The 17,168-nt window shown below is 54.6% G+C and carries 15 protein-coding genes; 8 read left to right on the plus strand and 7 right to left on the minus strand.

Features of this window, described 5'->3' with window-relative positions; all coding sequences use genetic code 11:
• Window positions 1-64 precede the first annotated feature (64 nt).
• Both QEH53_RS18045 and QEH53_RS18050 read left to right on the plus strand, forming a co-directional pair.
• Window positions 65-859: a GNAT family N-acyltransferase gene (locus QEH53_RS18045; RefSeq protein ID WP_309024611.1), complete on the plus strand. Its 795-nt coding sequence runs from the start codon at window positions 65-67 to the stop codon at window positions 857-859.
• Between the two features lie 218 nt (window positions 860-1,077).
• Window positions 1,078-1,671 (plus strand): lysophospholipid acyltransferase family protein, encoded by a 594-nt coding sequence (locus QEH53_RS18050; protein ID WP_309024612.1) that lies wholly within the window; start codon window positions 1,078-1,080, stop codon window positions 1,669-1,671.
• Window positions 1,672-1,778: 107 nt separating this feature from the next.
• On the opposite strand, the gene QEH53_RS18055 is transcribed toward QEH53_RS18050, so the two are convergent.
• Together QEH53_RS18055 and QEH53_RS18060 are read right to left on the minus strand one after the other, a co-directional pair.
• Window positions 1,779-2,030, minus strand: coding sequence for a hypothetical protein (locus tag QEH53_RS18055; RefSeq protein WP_309024613.1), 252 nt, complete (start codon window positions 2,028-2,030; stop codon window positions 1,779-1,781).
• An 11-nt stretch (window positions 2,031-2,041) separates the two neighbouring features.
• Window positions 2,042-2,461, minus strand: coding sequence for a hypothetical protein (locus QEH53_RS18060; protein WP_309024614.1), 420 nt, complete (start codon window positions 2,459-2,461; stop codon window positions 2,042-2,044).
• Window positions 2,462-2,680: 219 nt separating this feature from the next.
• Between QEH53_RS18060 and QEH53_RS18065 the strand changes: the two genes are divergently transcribed.
• From QEH53_RS18065 to QEH53_RS18075, 3 genes are all read left to right on the plus strand, one after another.
• Window positions 2,681-3,682 (plus strand): nucleoside hydrolase, encoded by a 1,002-nt coding sequence (locus QEH53_RS18065; RefSeq protein ID WP_309024615.1) that lies wholly within the window; start codon window positions 2,681-2,683, stop codon window positions 3,680-3,682.
• Between the two features lie 38 nt (window positions 3,683-3,720).
• Entirely contained in the window at window positions 3,721-5,631 is a 1,911-nt protein-coding gene (locus QEH53_RS18070; protein WP_309024616.1) for a RecQ family ATP-dependent DNA helicase, read from the plus strand.
• Window positions 5,632-5,695: 64 nt separating this feature from the next.
• A complete protein-coding gene (locus QEH53_RS18075; RefSeq protein ID WP_309024617.1) occupies window positions 5,696-6,490 on the plus strand; it encodes an HAD family acid phosphatase in 795 nt (264 codons plus the stop codon).
• 56 nt (window positions 6,491-6,546) lie between these two features.
• Here QEH53_RS18075 and QEH53_RS18080 read toward each other — a convergent pair whose 3' ends face one another.
• The 5 genes from QEH53_RS18080 to QEH53_RS18100 all read right to left on the minus strand — a co-directional run bounded on the left by QEH53_RS18080 (window position 6,547) and on the right by QEH53_RS18100 (window position 12,754).
• Window positions 6,547-7,515 carry a D-2-hydroxyacid dehydrogenase gene (locus tag QEH53_RS18080; RefSeq protein ID WP_309024618.1) on the minus strand — a complete coding sequence of 323 codons (969 nt, stop codon included), beginning with the start codon at window positions 7,513-7,515 and terminating at the stop codon, window positions 6,547-6,549.
• Window positions 7,516-7,582: 67 nt separating this feature from the next.
• Window positions 7,583-8,827, minus strand: a complete 1,245-nt coding sequence (locus tag QEH53_RS18085) for a tetratricopeptide repeat protein (protein WP_309024619.1) — start codon at window positions 8,825-8,827, stop codon at window positions 7,583-7,585.
• Window positions 8,824-10,170 carry an AAA family ATPase gene (locus QEH53_RS18090; protein WP_309024620.1) on the minus strand — a complete coding sequence of 449 codons (1,347 nt, stop codon included), beginning with the start codon at window positions 10,168-10,170 and terminating at the stop codon, window positions 8,824-8,826. Before QEH53_RS18090 ends, QEH53_RS18085 begins: the two co-directional genes overlap by 4 nt.
• A gap of 101 nt (window positions 10,171-10,271) precedes the next feature.
• On the minus strand, window positions 10,272-10,973 hold the full coding sequence (locus QEH53_RS18095; protein ID WP_309024621.1) for a LytTR family DNA-binding domain-containing protein: 702 nt from the start codon (window positions 10,971-10,973) through the stop codon (window positions 10,272-10,274).
• A gap of 110 nt (window positions 10,974-11,083) precedes the next feature.
• A complete protein-coding gene (locus tag QEH53_RS18100) occupies window positions 11,084-12,754 on the minus strand; it encodes a histidine kinase (protein ID WP_309024622.1) in 1,671 nt (556 codons plus the stop codon).
• Between the two features lie 157 nt (window positions 12,755-12,911).
• On the opposite strand from QEH53_RS18100, the gene QEH53_RS18105 reads away from it, so the two are divergent.
• The 3 genes from QEH53_RS18105 (at window position 12,912) to QEH53_RS18115 (ending at window position 16,997) form a co-directional block, all read left to right on the plus strand.
• Window positions 12,912-13,382, plus strand: coding sequence for a 2Fe-2S iron-sulfur cluster-binding protein (locus QEH53_RS18105; RefSeq protein WP_309024623.1), 471 nt, complete (start codon window positions 12,912-12,914; stop codon window positions 13,380-13,382).
• On the plus strand, window positions 13,379-15,574 hold the full coding sequence (locus tag QEH53_RS18110) for a molybdopterin cofactor-binding domain-containing protein (RefSeq protein ID WP_309024624.1): 2,196 nt from the start codon (window positions 13,379-13,381) through the stop codon (window positions 15,572-15,574). The genes QEH53_RS18105 and QEH53_RS18110 overlap by 4 nt, the downstream gene beginning before the upstream one ends.
• 202 nt (window positions 15,575-15,776) lie before the next feature.
• Window positions 15,777-16,997 (plus strand): ADP-ribosylglycohydrolase family protein, encoded by a 1,221-nt coding sequence (locus QEH53_RS18115; protein WP_309024625.1) that lies wholly within the window; start codon window positions 15,777-15,779, stop codon window positions 16,995-16,997.
• Window positions 16,998-17,168: the final 171 nt, after the last annotated feature.

Here is a 17,168-nt window from a genome sequence, read left to right on the forward strand (position 1 = left end):
AGCTGGATGGTTGAGGGCCTAGACGGATGAGGAATCCAGCTTTTCTACCTCATTTAATATAGCCATGCCCATCAGTGCCAACGATCGGAAGGTGCGCGTCGAGCGCTTCATTCCTCCATCACCAACATCCGCGTACAAGGTCCGTATCTCAGATAGTGATACAGATGTCTCGCAAGCCCAGCGTTTGCGTTACCGCGTTTTTAACGTGGAGCTTGGGGAAGGGCTCGCGGAATCGGAAGCCACCGGTAAGGATGCCGATCCGTTCGATGTCGTGTGCGACCATCTTCTGATCGAGCACGTTGTCTCAGGCCAAATCATTGGAACCTATCGCCTGCAAACGGGCGCTTCCGCTTTGGCTAACATCGGTTACTATAGTGAACAGGAGTTCGATTTTTCGCCCTTCGAATGTATAAGATCGCAAACGATCGAACTCGGCAGGGCCTGTATTGCCAAAGAGCATCGTAATATGGTCGTGCTCGGCTTGCTCTGGAAGGGGATCGCTCAATACGCAAAACTCTGTGAAGCGCGTTACCTGATTGGTTGCAGTTCGATCACTTCGACCGATCCGGTAGAAGGACAGGCGGCATTCTGGAAATTGTCGCGTTACTTGGTCGCCCCTAAATTCATGACCAAGGCGACGGCGAGATTCGATTGTCGCGTGGCGGGAGCTGACGAGTCAGAGATCATCGCTCTGTCGCGTGCTGTGGACATTCCGCGACTGATGCGGGCTTACTTGACTTTGGGAGCGAGAATATGCGGTGAACCGGCTCTCGACAGGGAGTTCAAGACGATCGATTTCTTGACGCTGCTGGACCTTCGTTCGCTTGGTCCCCGAGCAATGGCGAAGTTTTTGGGCTAGGCGTTCTGTAGATCCGAAACGCTCGGAGCTTGAAAAGCGTGTGCTTGTACGCATTGAAACGTTGCGTGCAGTTTCTCGTCCACAAACTCCGTCAAGCGCGGCGACTCGTCGCATTGGTAGGCGTATTCATAATTGCGGGACTGGATTTTATCTTCCGGGTTGGACGGTCGCCGAGTCGACGAGAGCGAGCCGATTGGTTGCAACGCAGCGCGAGGCTCATGCTGAAGGCAGTCGGCTTCGAGGCGACAGTAGTGGGTACACCTCCAGCTGGTGGTTTCATCGCTCCAAATCATCTTGGATACATGGATATCGTCGTGCTCGCTTCGGTGTCTCCGCAGGTTTTCCTTTCGAAGCTCGAGGTCAATTCCTGGCCAGTGGTGGGGGCTTATTGTCGCATGGCAGGCACGCTCTATATCGACCGCCAGCGTCGCTCGGATGTCGCGACGAAGGAAGCGAGCTTTGCGGAAGTTTTGGCGGCCGGGCTGAACATGACCTTCTTTTTGGAAGGCACCTCGACTGATGGACGAGCGGTGTTGCCGTTTAGAGCTTCCTTGCTGCAACCTGTTGTGTCCAACAGTTGGCCAATCACTCCTGCCTATCTGAAATACGAATGCGAAGACGGAGATGTAACCCGAGACATTTGCTGGTGGGGCGATATGGGTTTCGGGTCGCATATATTCCGCATGTTCAAGGTTAAGCACGTTAAGGCTACGGTTGTATTTGGAAAGCAAAGACAACCTGGCGGTGATCGGAAGTCGCTTGCGAACGAGCTTTATCAAGATGTGCTGAGACTGAGCGAATCAGTGGCCTGAAGGACGTGTTCCGATCCTATTAGCCGATTGGTCTGATGGCGGTAATGAAGTCTTTCCAGTAGGCTACGGTGTTCCGGATTCGGAAATATTAGCTCAGGGGCGAATATTTATTTTGAGAGGCCGAGAGCAATGCGGATTAAGGCAGAGGTGAGCAGGGTAACACCAATTGTAACGTAAATGCTGGTACCTATGTAGAAGCTCGGGGTACTGTCGTTTGCTACGAGTACGCCGAATGGCGAGTAGAGCTTTCCTCGCATCATGGATAACGTTGCGAAAGTCCCGCAGGCGAGGGCCGGTATCAGAATTGCGGCTGTTACGATTGCCCGCCTGCGAGGGTTGGAAGAGAGTTCTGGGTTCATGGAGAAACAGCTTATCGGTTTCTGACAGGTTGCCAAAGGAGAAATGTTTGAAGCTCCTCAGCGCGGACGAGGGGGAGTCCCTCCAGAAAGACAGCGAGATCGATTTGAGCCCGCCGCTTGTGGCCGAAGAAAAAGAGTGTGGCAATAGAAGAGCAGAAGAGTCCAACCAGAAGGTTCGAAGCCTCGTACAGGAGAACGCTGCGAAGTAGAAGTAAGCCGAAGGGAACGAAAAGCAGCGAACGCATCGCTCTACCATCCCAGGTTCTCAGGGCGGACAAATTCGAAAGGTCTTTCCGATCGAATTCTGCGAGTGAAGCCAGAAGTACAAAGCCGATAGCGGCGATCGCGAAGTCTCCTCTCAAAGGGACTAGTAAACAGGTGTTCGCAGCGATGTAGGGCACAGTGAGTTTTTTGGCCGCTGGTCGTGCCATAGCTGAGAATCCGAAAAACGCGTAGGTGCTCAGACGTATAAACGCAATGGTTACGGTGAGAGCAAGGGGCGGAAATCCGATTGGCGAAAATTGAAAGACTCGAAGTATTCGGAAAACTGAGACGTAGTGCCGTTCAGCTGGGCGTAGATTATTGCTCCCAGTTGGCAGAACAGAACGGGAAAGCTTGCGATCGCTGAGGTTTGAAGAGAGGAGAATCTCGTGCTGCAGAAGGTGATTATTGACAGTGATTGGGGTGGGGACGTGATGCAGCTCTCCAGCGTATTGTTGGCGAGGCCCGCTCAATTCGAAGTTTTGGGAGCTACTGTAACTTTTGGGAATGCGTCCTTGAGACAGAACCTGATTAACGCAGGTGCTATTTTGCGTTTTCTGGGGTTCGATGGTTTTGTGAAACGCTATGGCGGTGCAAATGCTCCCAGGGGAGTTGCCACCCCGCCAGAAGGAGACAACGCTCACGGGAAGACTGGGCTGGGTGAAGCGAGGCTTGCATTGTCAGGCGTCGAAGCCGAAACCGAGGCCGCCATAGACTTCCTTTTGAAAACGGTTGCGGAGGAAGGCGAAGGAACCATCACTCTGGTAGCCACTGGTCCGCAGACTAATGTTGCTCGGGCGATTCGCGAGGCTCCGGAGGTGATGAATCGGTTGAGGGAGATTCGAATCATGGGTGGCTGCATTCGAGAGATTCTGGGGTATCGGGTAGATCAAAACCTGAACCGGGTGGAGGAAACGCAAGTGCTGCGGAAAGGGAATATCACCGAACGATCAGAGTTCAATTTTCAACAAGCTCCTGAAGATGCGGCTACTGTATTGGAAAGTGGGATACCAGTGGCTCTCTTCCCGATGGACTGTACTCACCAAATGACATTTACGCGGGAGCGGGAGTGTCGCTTGAGAGATATATTCGAGGCAAAGCCTGAGAAGCTTGAAGTGCTGGTGGACTTATTGTCTGCCCCCCGTTTAATTGACGAAAAAAAGTGGGGAATCGCCCCGGTCATGCATGACGTACACACCACTGTATCGATGGTGTCTCCAGATTTGTATCGGGGACAGAGAGGGAGGGTCGCAGTGCGCGATGGAGGCGAAACGGACTTTACGGTCGATGAGCGTGGCCCTCATTGGGTTGCGGACCGGATTGTGGATCCCGATGCGGTTTTTGAGCTACTGGCCGAATCTCTCGCCCGTCTGCTTTTGCAGCCTCGCTAGGCTTGCTTGTGGCTATCAGGCTTGCGAGCCTGATCAACGTGCCACCACTCAATCCGCTTGAAACCTTAAAGTCAGTTTTTGGGTTCGACTCTTTCCGGTCAGGGCAAGAGGCGATCATCGAACAGATTCTCAAAGGAAATTCTGCTTTGGCCGTCTTTCCCACGGGGAGTGGCAAGAGCCTTTGCTACCAATTGCCGGCTCTATTGCTCGACGGTTTAACCATAGTGATCTCGCCTTTGATCGCCCTGATGAAGGACCAAGTCGATTTCCTGCAGGCGAAAGGAGTCAAAGTGGCTCGGCTGGATTCTTCTCTCAGTGCTCAAGAGGCCCGTCAGGTCTACAGCGATGTGCGAGCGGGCAACTTGAAGCTGCTCTACGTCGCTCCAGAGCGCATCTCCAACGAACGTTTCTTCGTGGCGATCGAGGGGAATCCGATTTCGCTAATGGTAATCGACGAGGCTCACTGTATATCCGAATGGGGACATAATTTTCGGCCGGAGTACCTGAAGTTGGCGCTTGCGGCCAAAGCGTTGAAGGTGGAACGTGTCCTCGCTCTCACGGCGACTGCGACTCCTACTGTAGTGGAAGATATAATACGTGAGTTCGAGATCAAGCCCGAGGCTTATGTGAATACGGGTTTTCATCGTCCCAACCTGTTTCTATCCTTTTCGCCAACTCCCGCTGCGGAGCGGATGGAGGTGCTTAAGAAGAGGCTTGATACGATCTCTGCAGGGCCAACGGTTATTTACGTGACGCTGCAAAAGGCAGCGGAAAAGGTGGCAGAAGCGTTGAGCTCGGATGGGTATCCAGCGAGGGCCTACCATGCTGGCATGAAGAGCGAGCAGCGGTCCGAAATTCAGGACTGGTTCATGGCGTCGTCTGACGGAATCGTGGTAGCTACAATTGCGTTTGGAATGGGTATCGACAAATCGGATATACGGCGTGTCTTTCACTACAATTTGCCTAAGACCTTGGAGAACTATTCGCAGGAGGTTGGCCGTGCGGGACGCGATGGAGCAGCGTCACATTGTGAGGTGCTTGGATCCGCGGAAGATCTCGTGGTTCTGGAAAATTTCGTATTTGGCGACACGCCGACCCAAAAGGCAATCGGCGCCTTTGTGGACTTCATCCTATCGCAAGAGGACGAGTTTGACATCTCGCTGTACCACCTTTCTCAGGAAACGGATATTCGCCCGTTGGTCCTTGGGACATTGCTGACGTATTTGGAACTTGAAGGAGTGATCAAGTTCACGGCTCCTTTTTACAGCGAGTACAAATTCAAGTATATCCAGCCAAAGGTGAGTGTGCTGTCTTCGTTCAAAGGGGAGCCAGGAGAGTTCCTCAGGAAGGTGTTGGCTCAAGCGAACGAGAAGAAGACTTGGAGCTACTTGAATTTGGATACGGCCGCGCGGGCTTTGGGTGCCGACCGTACACGAATCGTAAAAGCGTTTAATCACCTCGAGGAGGTGGAAATGTTAGAAGTGGGCGTGACAGGTTTGCGGCAGGGTATGCGAATGGTTTCGCGACCGAGCGTAGAGACTGTTACCGCTGGGTTGGTGGACAAGGTTGTTAGGAACGAAATGGGAAACCTGTCTCGTATCGGAAATGTGGTGCAGCTGCTCAACCACGATGGTTGCAAGACGCAGCGCTTACTTGCGTACTTCGGCGAGAAGCTGGAGATGGCTTGCGGACACTGTAGCTACTGCGAGAGCGGGAAGGTGATAACGATCGAGGGAATTGATCGCGGTTTAAGTGAGGCCGAAGGGTTAGTGGTCGAGCGGTTCCTTTCCGAACGGCCGATTGGATTCAAGTCGCCGCGCGAGGGAGCTCGTTTTCTTTGTGGGATCACGAGTCCGAAGACCAGTCGAATAAGAGGAAACAGGGATCCGTTGTTTGGCGCACTAGAGTTGGCTCCGTTTCAGGCGGTCATGGCGGCGTTGGATGAGTGAGGATTTCTACGTTAAAGGACATCGGAACTTGCGGGAAAGCAGGGTCATTGTCAGGTAGTTCGACATGATCGCGAATAGGGGTTTGAGTTCAGGATTCGAGAAGCGGCTCACGAGCAAAAGGCTGCGAGCATTGATTTCATTGGTGGGAATTTGTTCGTTCGCCACGATCGGATCAGCATCTGTTGAGAGCGCTCACAGTACGTCGACGGACGAATGGGTGGCGATGCCAAGCGACTTGCATTGGGTGCGCAATGCGGCCGAGTACAAGGCTCTGACGCAGCAGATCTACGCAGCGGCCACGAAGGAGTTGGAGGCGAGAGTCGCGTCTGGTGAGTTCGAAGGAAAGCGTTGGGGAGTGTCTATGGATGCCGACGAAACTGTGCTCGATAATTCGCTGGAGGCGAAGGAGCGTCGTGGAGCCGAGTTTCGCTTGGATGTTTGGCAAGATTGGTGTCGGCGTGTGGAAGCGCCAGCGGTTCCTGGATCGGTAGCTTTTATCCGTCGCGTTAAGGCACTGGGCGGAAATGTCGCGATCGTATCGAATCGTAGCGTGATGGTTCAGGAAGCAACTGAAGCTAATCTAGAGAAACTGGGGGTGCCGTTTGACGTCGTGCTTCTCAAGGACGAAGCCGATGAAAAGGAGCCTCGCTGGGAACTGGTCGAATCAGGCGCGGCCATTGCGGGCTTGGAGGCTTTCGAGATCGTGATGTATTTTGGCGACAATATAAAAGACTTTCCGAAATTGACCCAAGGCTTAGCGTCAGATGGAGCCGCAACGGAATTTGAGGAATTCGGCCGCAAGTTTTTCGTATTGCCCAATCCCGTTTACGGTTCTTTTGCGAGTAACTCCAAACTTTGAATGTGACCTAAGGTTTGGCTCCTAGGATGCATTGCTTGCTCAGAACTAGAGCCGTCTTAGATCACTCGATTTTCCAGATCCTCTCCAGCGTCAAAACGGGCTAGGTTTTTAAGGAAGTGGTCGATGCAAGCTTCGGCTTCTCCGGCGAAGCCACCAGCGGTATGCGGAGTGATGAAGCAGTTCGGTTGCTTGCGAAGATCGTGGTCCTGCGGTAACGGCTCGGGATCGGTTACGTCCAGCCACGCTTCGCGGAGTTGCTTGCTTTCGAGCACTTGGACGAGGGCGTCTTGGTCGACAGTGGTGCCGCGGCCTATATTATAGAATGTGGAGCTAGGCTTTAGTTGTGCGAAACGGTCCGCATTGAAGAAGTGTTGGGTGGCGGCGCTGTCGGGCAGAATGTTGATTACATGATCCGCAGCGGCTAGGGCGGCGGGGAGATCGGCCTCGCCCACAACCGGCATGCCTTCGTCTCCACGAGGAGTGCGGCGGTATGCGGTGAGCTTCATTTCGAAAGGAGCGAGCAGTTTGGCAAGGCGTCGTCCAATCGCTCCGAAACCTAGGATGAGCACGCGTTGTCCGCGCAAGGGCACTCCGCCGGAGCGAATCGCCTGCCAATCCTCCGATCCGTTAGGAGCAGTGGAAGCGAGTGCCTGCGGGAGTTGGCGGGATTGAGCGAGCATGAAGGCGAGGGCATGGTCGGCGCAGGCTTCATTGTAGACGTGAGCGCTGTTGCAAACTGAGATACCGCGTTGCGTCATGAGCTCGCGGAATTCAGGAGTATCGTAGCGGGTGATGCCAGACGAACTGACTTGTATCCACTTTAAGGATTCGGACTTTCCGGCGGCTTCGGTTTGAGGTTGGCCGAAAATGATGTCGCAATCGTAGAAAGCGGGTTCGATTTCACCGAGTCCGAGTACTGAGGCAGGTTTGGATGGAATGACAAGTTCGTGCCCAGTAGTACCGTTCTGGAGACGCTTGTGGAGTTCTGGAGTGAGGACGAAGTCGATGTAGATTTTGTGTGGCATGAAAGTCTTTTAATTGTGAGTAGACGGGGTGGTGTCGAGCGAAACGACGCCTTCCCCGTAGCCTCTTTTAGTTGCGGAAGAATGAACTGAGCCAAGTGAAGGCGACGCCGGTGAGCACAGCGAGGGATGCGGGACCGTCGGCGGTATCGGGGTTACCGGCTAGGTATAGGGCGAATGCGCCGAGGGCACAAATGGATTGGGCGACGATGATGACTCCAAGTAGTTTGAACTTTTTCGGTGAAGAAACCCGCTCGGCGGCGGAAATTGGAAGTGAGGTCGCCGCGAAAGCGAGGGCGCTGAACAAGGTACCTTCGATACCAGTCGTGACGTGGATCGTGAGCGATGCGACAATCAAGATGACGCAAGCACCGACTCCGGAGGCGACTTTTCGTTGTCGCTCGGAAAGGGCGAAACGTCCCATCGGGTGGATGAAGAGCAGCAGGTTGAAAAGGCTGCTGGCTGTCCAGGTGAAGTAGGCGAACGCTCCATACAGGACACGGACGGCTGTGGCGGCGCCGTACTGGCCGGAGGCTGCGAGACTGCTTGCGATGATTCTCTGGGCGAAGAATCCACCGAAGATGATGGCCATCTGCATGCCCGGCTTGAGACGGGTCATGAAGAAGATGTACTTGAGGAAGAGGGAGTAGACGAAGTGGCGAGCCTTGAGAGCTTCAACTAGACCTTCTTTGGCTTCTTCGAAGTTGGGAGCAAGTCTAAGGGCTTCGCAAAAATGTTTGGCAGCCTCTTCGTATTTACCTGCTTCGAGCAGGGTGTTGCCTTTCTGGTAGTGGGTATAGGGATTTTCTGGATTCCGCTTGAGCGCGTAGTCGAGGGAGTCTTGGGCGTCGTCGACGCGTTTTAGCTTGGAAAGGGCGTTGGCTCGGGCGTTTGTGCAGAGAATATGGTCGCTGTCGAATTGGAGTCCGTTTTCGGCGAGGGAGAGAGACTTTTCCCAATCAGCTTTGCGTGCGGCGAGGTAAGCGAGGAGTCCGAACATGTCGGAATCTTCTGGATTCATCTGCAGGGCTTGTTTGGCTGAGGCCTCAGCCTTCTTCCAGTCTTGCAAGTGATAGTGCACGCGAGCGAGGTGGGCGTGCATGTGAGGGTTGTCGGGATCGAGGCTGAGGCATCGCTCGGCTGGGTCGAGAGCGTCGCGATCCTTGTTTTGCTGGAGAAATGCAGTGGACAGATAGAGGTAGCCGAGGGCGTCGTCTGGGTTCTCTTGGATAGCGAGGCGAGCGTATTCCTCGGCGTCCTTGCCACGGTTCTGCTCGAGCAGGAGCTGAGCGCGTTCGAGGTTGGGGCTACTCATCGTTTGATCTTGAGGTAGTCGAGTATCTCGTCGTAAAGACCGGACTGGTTGGCGTAGAGGGCGTGGTTTTTGGCGGAGGAGAACCAGTCTTTTGAGCTGGCCTTCGTTTTGGAGGCGGCTTTGAGGAGCGCTTTGGTACGGAGAGGGACAATGCTGCCGGTCTTCATCGCCTCTTCGAGGGTGTCTTCCACTGCGACGTCGACGATTGACTTGAGGTCAGCGCCCGTGAGGCCCTCGGTCTTTTTGGCAAGCTTTGCGAAGTCGATGTCTTCGCTCGGCTTTTCGGCGAGCATGAGCTGGAGAATGGAGGTACGGGCCTCGAGATCGGGGGGCGGGACGAAGACGATTTGGTCGAATCGTCCGGGACGCCGGAATGCTGGATCGAGGTGCCAGGGAGCGTTAGTGGCGGCGAGCACCAGGACGCCTTCGTTGGAGTAGTCGATGCCATCAAGCTCGGAAAGGAATTGGTTAATAAGCTGGCGCCCGGCGCTTTGTCGCATGTCGGAACGGTTGGCGGCAACGGCGTCCACCTCGTCGATGAAGAGGACGGACGGTGCGTTTTGGCGGGCTTGCTCGAAGAGGTCGTGCAGGTTGTTTTCGCTTTGTCCGATCCACATGCTGAGGATCTCGTGCAGGCCGATGCTGATGAAGTTGGCTTTGACCTCGCCAGCGGTGGCGCGGGCGATGTGGGTTTTTCCGCAGCCCGGAGGCCCGTAAAGGAGAACGCCGCCGCCGATCTTTTTGCCGTAGGCTTTGAAGAGCTCCGCGTTTTTCAGCGGGTGGATGATCTTCATGCGGATCTGCTCTTTGACCGGCTCCATGCCTCCGACGTCGGCGAAATTGATTTTTGGTTTCTGGACGTCGGTTTCGAATTCGCCTGGATGATCGCCGGTGGGAAGCTTGTTGGGGTGGTCGGCGGGCTCGGAACTCTCGATGAGGAAAGGGGCGAGCTCGGCAGCAATTTCTTCGTCCTCCATCTTAGGGTCGAGCGCGACAGCTTTCTTATAGTGCTCGGCGGCGAGGACCAGCTCGGTCGTGTTGCTAAGGAGTTTGGCGAAGAGGAGGTGTCCGGCAGCTCCCAGTTCGTCTTTCTTCTCAAGGCTCTCGAGCACGACGAGAGCTTCGGAGCGCTTATCTTGCTGGCTGTAGGCTTTGGCCAAGGACAGCTGGAGTTCCCGGTTGCCGGGGTCTTGGACGAGGCCGGATTTGAGTTCGCGCTCCGCCGAGGCGAAGTGCCCGTATTTGATGAGGGCGTTTGCGAGGTGGCCGATCAATGGAATGTTGTCGGGGCTGAAAGCTAAGGCTTGGCGGAGGGCTTGGATTTCCTGTGGTTCGTCGCTCATGGTTTAGGTGCTGCTAAGGTGGGTTTTTCTGCGTGGGGCTGGCAATCTCTTTTCTGCTTTGGGATCAATGAGCGTGTATCTCGAAATAGAATACGAGAAGCCTAGCTTTCTAGCTTGTTTCTCAATTCCTTGGCCTTGCTGCGGCTGAGGGGGATGTCGCGGCCGCTGGGGAATGTAAGGGTGTGCTTGTGGTTTCCTCCGTTGTACAGACCGCTGATGGATTCGAGGTTGGCGAGGTAGGATTTGTGGACGCGATCGAATTGGGGAGGGAGAAGCTGGTGCAGGTCTTTGAGCATCTTGTCGTGAGATCTTAGGGATCCGTCTTTTTGGGCGATGAGCGAGCAGGGACCATCGGCCTGGATATATTCGATGTCTTGGATCGGTACTAGCTCGATGCGGCCGTGGTTTCGCACTGCGAGGAATTTTGCGAAATGGCTGCGTTGTGTATCGGATCCGAGGATACGTTTGAAGGATTGTTTGATACGTTCTTCGTCGAAGGGCTTAGGGATGAAATCGATGACGCCGAGATCGTAAGCTTCGATCGCTCGCTGGGTATAGGCTGATACGACGATAGTGTGGAATGCGCGTGAGCTGAGCTTTTTGAGGAGTTCGAAACCGTCTTGGCCGTTTAGGTTTAGGTCGAGCATCAGTACATCGAATTGGGCCTGGTCGAGTTGTTTTCGAGCTTCGGGGAGAGTGGTGGCTGTTTCTAGGGATTGAAGACTGTCGCCGAGGATGTTGCGGACGAGGCGGCAGAGGCGGTCCATGATGCTGGCTTCGTCTTCTATTATTAGGAGTTTCATATGGGGGATGGAGGCGGACTATGCGGGATAGGGGCGTTTTTGTGTGCGCTGGGCCAGCGGCCGCTACCTGTTGGCTGTGTTAGGTCGGGACGGCACCTGGTCCCTGCCTTTTATTTTGGTAGTTGGATTTTGGTGACCCATCGCGTGTCTTGGGGACCGTGTTCGAAGCTCCAGTTTGGGTATGATTCGGCGAGCCGCGCTTTGATGTATTTGATGCCGGTGCCGTCTGGTGGAGGGGTGGTTTCGCTTCCGAGGTAAGGGGCGGAGAATTCGAATTGGCGTTGGCGTTTGGAAGCGGTTTCTCGTAGCTGGAAGACGATGTGGCCTTGGCCGTAAGCGTTGTGGGACAGGGCGTTCTCCAGGAGGTTTCTAAGGATGGCAGGTGGGAGCTCGGCTTGCTCGTTCACGTTTATGAGCTTGAGTTCGTAGCGAGCTTTTTTGCGGTACTCCATAATTCGCAGGTAGGTACGGCAGGACTCTAGCTCGGTCTCGAAGGGGATGAGCGCTTGTTCGGAGATGGCGGAGAGTAGGTCGAACTCTTTGGCGAGTTCTTGGATGAGCTTCACGCCTTGCTGAGGGTTCGTCTCGATCCACTCGATAGCGGAGGTGAGAGAGTTGAGGACGAAGTGGGGCTGGATCTTGCTTTTGAGGAGCTCAAGTTGGAGGCGAGCGTTGCGGAGCTGGGTTTGGTTGCGCTGGCGACTTTCTTGGATGAGTAGGTTAATGGTGGATACTAGAAAAAAGACCATTAGGACTCCGAAGCTGTAGGCTTGATTGTTAACGAGGAAAGGGACCTGGTAGCTTGCTACGAGAAGGGAGCAGATGAGGGTAGAGTAAAAGGCGTGCGGTCGCTTTTGGAAAAGGGCGACAAGGGAGATGCCGAGGCAGAGGAGGAAGGTGCGGGGAACAATATAGAGAGGGATTGGGGTGAAGGATGCGACTAGTGGGGCTAGACTCAGGAGGAACATCCAGGGGCGTCGGTAGCCGAAGACGAGCAAGGTGGCGATGGGGGCGCAGGTGCTGAGGGCGATGTTAGAGAAGTTGGCGATTAGGGCGATTGTATCGAGATTTGGATACTCGACGTTCAATTGATAGTAGAAGAGCTTGTTGACGGCGTATAGGCTGAACAAAAGGCAGGATAGGCCGAGGAAAAGGTATTGGGGGAGTTTTCGATTGAGGAGGAAATAGGCGAGGAGGTAGACGCCGAAGAGGGCGAATCCCAGGAAGAGGCAGTAGGTGATGGTAGTGGTGCGGGTTGCGGAAAGGGAGCCCTCTAGGGAGTTGAGCACGATGATAAAGTTGTGCTTATCGGCGGTGTGGGTATGCGTTCCTCGGATACGTAGGGTGTGTTTTGTTTGCGGCGAGTCGACCTTGGGCAGGGCGAAGGAGTTGTAGCTGCGGCCGACTTCGATCTCTTGGCCGGTGGGGGAGAGGATTCCGTTTGTCCCGATGAGTTGTTGGTCGAAGTAAAGCTCGAAGGTGGCGCCGAGGTAGAGGGAGATGACGTCGCTTTTCGAGGACGTGAGGTCGTTTTTTAGGGAGAGCGGCAGACGGATTTCGAAATGGCGTGGGAGTAGCGGGACTAGTTTCAGGTTGGTGGCGAAGGGATAGTCATGTTCGATGACGTGTTTGGATGCGGGGATGATGTCTCCGGTGTCGGGGGATCGTTCGAATATCTCGATGCGGTCGAAGCCTAAGTTGGGATCGAGGGCGTGTAGGGAATCTGCGCTTACAAGAAGGAGAGCGAGTGGGATTAAGTGGAGAAGGCGAGAGAGACGCATTGGAGAGAGGGTAACGGGCTACGAGGCGGCTTATCGAGATCAATTGGGCGGGATCGGGACCAATGATTCGTTGCTGTGACCGTTGGTGAGGAAACGGTTGTGGGAGGAGCGAGAGGAAGGGCAGTTTTGGATTTTATCATTTAATCCGATTTTGCGTATGGCACAGATTACCCTTTCGATAAATAGTCGCGTCCATGAAGTGGACGTGGATTCAGAAATCCCATTGTTGTGGGTTTTGCGCGATACGCTCGGTCTGACGGGGACTAAGTTCGGGTGCGGGATCGGGCAGTGCGGGTGCTGTACGGTGCATCTGGGAGAGACGGCGGTGCGATCGTGTCAGTTGCCGGTTGGAGCGGTTTCCGGAATGGAGATTCGGACGATAGAAGGCTTGTCGGTCGAGGGACTGCATCCGGTGCAAGAGGCTTGGTGTACGGAGAATGTTGCCCAGTGCGGGTATTGCCAGGCGGGGCAGATCATGTCGGCGGTGGCTTTGTTGAAAAGTAATTCGAAGCCGAACGATGAAGCTATCGATGTGGCGATGTCAGGGAACTTGTGTCGCTGCGGAACCTATAAGCGTATTCGGAAAGCGATACATTTGGCTTCGAAGCGAGTGGAGGAAGCGAAATGAAGACGAGTCCAGTATCGAGGAGAAGTTTCTTGAAGGTCAGCGCCCTGGCAGGGGGTGGCTTGCTGCTGAGCGGGTTTTGGTCGTCGAAGGTGAAGGGGGCGGGTTTGGCAGGTGTGGCAACGGAAGGGCCGTGGTTCTTTGCTCAGTTCGATACGGATGGGAGTTTGTTGTTGAAGTTAAGCAAAATGGAGATGGGGCAGAGCTCGCCCACAGGAGTGGCGATGCTGTTTGCGGAGGAAGTTGGATTTGATTGGGACCGGGTACGGATTTCGCAGATCGCGTTTTCGGACGGGACCAAGGCGTTTTACGAGTCGCCCTTGGGCGGTGGTACGGGCGGAAGCTCGGCGGTGAGCACGCTGTGGGAGCCGATGCGGAAGGCGGGAGCGGCCGCGCGGGAGATGTTGATCCAGGCGGCGGCGGACGGGTGGAAGGCGCCGGTTAGCGATTGCGTTGCCGATGCTGGATGGGTGAGGCATTTGCCGAGCGGACGGGCGGTTTCGTACTATCAATTGGCGGAGGCGGGGGGGCGTTTGCCGGTACCGGAGAATCCGACGTTGAAGGCTCCGAAGGACTTTAAGCTGATCGGGAAAGCGAAACCCAATGCGCACAATCGAGAGTATGCGAAAGGCGAAGCTAAGTATGGGATAGATGTGGCGTTGCCGGGTATGTTGTTTGCGGCGATCGAGCGTAATCCGGTACTGGGAGCGACGCTGGTTTCCTTTGATCGGAGCGAGGCGATGAAGGTGCCGGGAGTGGTGGGCGTATACGATTTTCAAGGACGCGACCCAGACGATACGTTGTTTCGCGGCTACAGAGGCGGGGTTGCGGTGGTGGCGGATTCGACTTGGGCGGCGTTCAGAGGGAAGGCTGCTCTGAATGTGAATTGGGATGAGGGCGAGAATGGCTCGGCCAGTATTGGGACTTTGCGAGATCGATGCGAGAAAGGGACGTTTATCGCGAGCGAGGTTAAGAATGACTTTGGCGATGTAGACGCGGCGTTTGAGGTGAATAAACGAAGGTTGCGAGCTGTTTACGAAACGCAGTTTCAACCGCATGCTAGTATGGAGCCATTGAATACTACTGCTCGTTGGGAAGGTGATCGGGTGGAGATATGGACGTCGGCTCAGAATACGAGTAGCGTGGCGGAAGGGGTTGCGGAAGCGATGGGCTTGCCGGTGGGAAATGTGCGTATCAATAATCTGGTGGCGGGTGGTTCGTTCGGGAGACGCGTGTGGCTGGACTATGTTATTGAGGCGGTGTTGCTTGCGAAGCGGGCAGGGTGGCCGGTGAAGGTAACTTGGACGCGGGAGGACGATATGCGGGGAGATTATTTTCATCCGTACAAGCGGTCGAATTGGGAAGCCTGTCTCGATGGGGATGGTTTTATCGACGGCGTAAGGAGCGACTATGGGGTGGTGGGTTCGACCGGTTTTTGGTGGGTTCTGCATTGGGCGTACTTGCCGTATGGGATTCGCAACGTGAAAGTGGTGGCGAACTTGTTGGAAGAGCCGATCCAAACGGGGGCATGGCGGAGCGTGACGGAGCATTTGCAGGCGTTTCCCGAGGAGTCGTTCATCGATGAGATGGCGTTTTTTGCGGGCGAGGATGCGTACGCGTTTCGCCTGAAGCATGCGCGGCGGGCGGTTGCGGAATTCGAGGGGGACGACTATTGGCGGGCGATGACGGAGCGTGCGCTGCGTGTGCTGGAGTCGGTTTCCGGATTTACGGACTGGGGTTCGACATTGCCGCCGGGTCGCGGACGCGGGATTGCGATGTCGAAGTTTGGATCGACGGTAGTTTGCCAGGTCGCAGAGGTGGAAGTGTCGGGCGATGATTTTCGCGTGGTAAAGATCGATGCGATCGTGGCTCCCGGGGTCGTGGTGAATCCGCAATTGGCGGAGAATCAGATCGAAGGGGCGATTGTTTGGGGGATCAGCGCCTTGAAGCATGGCAAGCTGACTTTTGAGAACGGGCGGATGCGCGAGGGTAATTTCGATGATTACCCTATTCTCAGAATGAACGAGGTGCCCAAAATGTCGGTACACTTTTTGGAGGACGATGGTCCGATGGGCGGGATAGGCGAGCCGGGGGTACCGGCGGTGGCTCCGGCGGTTTGCAATGCGATCTTTGCGGCGTGCGGGAAGCGGGTCCGGAGTATCCCGGTAAAAAGGGAAGAACTTGTAAACGCTTGAGGCAAAGGTTCCTTTTCCGCTGGTGAGTTTTTGTAAGGAGCTTCTATTCTTTGGGCTGCCCTTTTAGCAGACGCTTTTAACTTGTCTGCTCAATTGGAGTTTCACGTATTAGCGACTTATGAAAGCCCCCCGTTTACCCTTTGTTGTACTTCTTCTCGTTTTTTTTCCCTCAGCTGTCTTTTGCTCTGCAGAGGAAACGCCGATGACCCTCTCTCGTTCGGATTATGCGGATCGCTTACATGGGTTTTGGTTGGGGCAATGTATCGCGAACTGGACGGGATTGACGACTGAAATGGATCGGGTAAACGCACCCTTTTACACCGACGAAGACTGGGGGACTCCTGACCAGGAAAATATGTGGGGAAAGTTGGGGCCATCTCCCGTGATCGACTTTTTTTTTGAACGAGGGAGTGCGGTCTGGGGTGCGGATGACGATACGGACATCGAATACATCTACCAACATCTCTTGAGCGAGGCCGAGAACTGCATTCTTACTGCCGAGCAAATCCGTGACGGTTGGCTCGAGCACATATGGTCGGACGACTATAACAAAGAGGGAGAGAATTATCTTTGGGTATCGAACGAGAACGCCTATGAGCTGATGCGTAAAGGTATCCTACCTCCGGATACAAGCTTGCCAGAGAATAATCCAGATTTCGATATGATCGATGCTCAGTTGACCACGGAGATCTTTGGTTTGTTCGCTCCCGGCCGGCCGGATGTAGCTTTGAAGATTGCCGAGCTACCTATTCTAACGACCGCGAGAGAGGACGCGAAGTGGGCTTCGGAGTTTTACGTCGCAATGCACTCTTTGGCGGCCTTGACCGATGACAAGGGATCTATGCAGGATCGGATCTCGTGGATGGCGGAACGGGCGAAGGACCGTTTGCCTGAGGGTTCCTATGTTCGAGGCATGTATGAATTCGTAAAAGCGCGATACGATCTGTATCCAGCGAGTGAGGACTGGGAGGCGACTCGGGATGCTTTTTATCAAGCTTACCAAATCGAGGGCAAAGATGGATACGAATATCGCCAGCCTTTTGATGCCGGTATCAATTTCGGGGCAAGCCTAGTAAGCTTGTTCTATGGCGAAGGCGACCTGAAGCGGACGATTCAGATCGGTACGCTGGCTGGTTGGGATTCGGATAACCCGACTGCGACCTGGGGCGGTTTACTCGGTTTCATGTTAGGCCGAGAGGGCGTCGAAAATGCGTTTGGCGTGAGCGACCTTTCTGAATTGTACCATATCCATCGCACGCGTCGTGGTTTTCCGGATCGTACACCGAGCGATGAGGGAGAAGACAGCTTTCCGCTGATGGCGGAGCGTGGCCTAGCTATCGTCGATCGCTTGGTGGTGCAGATGATGGGCGGCGAGGTCGATGATGATACTTGGCGGGTGCCGCCTGCCAAGCGGTTGTATTGAATTTTAAAATACGAAAAGGGCCGGACTCGCATGAGGCCGGCCTTTATCAACTTAGTAGATGCGTGTTAGAAATTAGGCCTCGTCAGAAGAATTCGTGGGTTGATTCGGGTTCTGGAAGATCCCCAAGATTATGATAAAGACATACTTTCAGCGCTTTATAGGTTCTAAATC

It is taken from the genome of Pelagicoccus sp. SDUM812002, from assembly GCF_031127835.1.
GTDB lineage: Bacteria > Verrucomicrobiota > Verrucomicrobiia > Opitutales > Opitutaceae > Pelagicoccus.

Coding starts and splice junctions, on each gene's coding strand:
- QEH53_RS18045 (WP_309024611.1), top strand. CDS start 65: ATGCCCATCAGTGCCAACGATCGGAAGGTGCGCGTCGAGCGCTTCATT.
- QEH53_RS18050 (WP_309024612.1), top strand. CDS start 1,078: ATGCTGAAGGCAGTCGGCTTCGAGGCGACAGTAGTGGGTACACCTCCA.
- QEH53_RS18055 (WP_309024613.1), bottom strand. CDS start 2,030: ATGAACCCAGAACTCTCTTCCAACCCTCGCAGGCGGGCAATCGTAACA.
- QEH53_RS18060 (WP_309024614.1), bottom strand. CDS start 2,461: ATGGCACGACCAGCGGCCAAAAAACTCACTGTGCCCTACATCGCTGCG.
- QEH53_RS18075 (WP_309024617.1), top strand. CDS start 5,696: ATGATCGCGAATAGGGGTTTGAGTTCAGGATTCGAGAAGCGGCTCACG.
- QEH53_RS18080 (WP_309024618.1), bottom strand. CDS start 7,515: ATGCCACACAAAATCTACATCGACTTCGTCCTCACTCCAGAACTCCAC.
- QEH53_RS18085 (WP_309024619.1), bottom strand. CDS start 8,827: ATGAGTAGCCCCAACCTCGAACGCGCTCAGCTCCTGCTCGAGCAGAAC.
- QEH53_RS18090 (WP_309024620.1), bottom strand. CDS start 10,170: ATGAGCGACGAACCACAGGAAATCCAAGCCCTCCGCCAAGCCTTAGCT.
- QEH53_RS18095 (WP_309024621.1), bottom strand. CDS start 10,973: ATGAAACTCCTAATAATAGAAGACGAAGCCAGCATCATGGACCGCCTC.
- QEH53_RS18100 (WP_309024622.1), bottom strand. CDS start 12,754: ATGCGTCTCTCTCGCCTTCTCCACTTAATCCCACTCGCTCTCCTTCTT.
- QEH53_RS18105 (WP_309024623.1), top strand. CDS start 12,912: ATGGCACAGATTACCCTTTCGATAAATAGTCGCGTCCATGAAGTGGAC.
- QEH53_RS18110 (WP_309024624.1), top strand. CDS start 13,379: ATGAAGACGAGTCCAGTATCGAGGAGAAGTTTCTTGAAGGTCAGCGCC.
- QEH53_RS18115 (WP_309024625.1), top strand. CDS start 15,777: ATGACCCTCTCTCGTTCGGATTATGCGGATCGCTTACATGGGTTTTGG.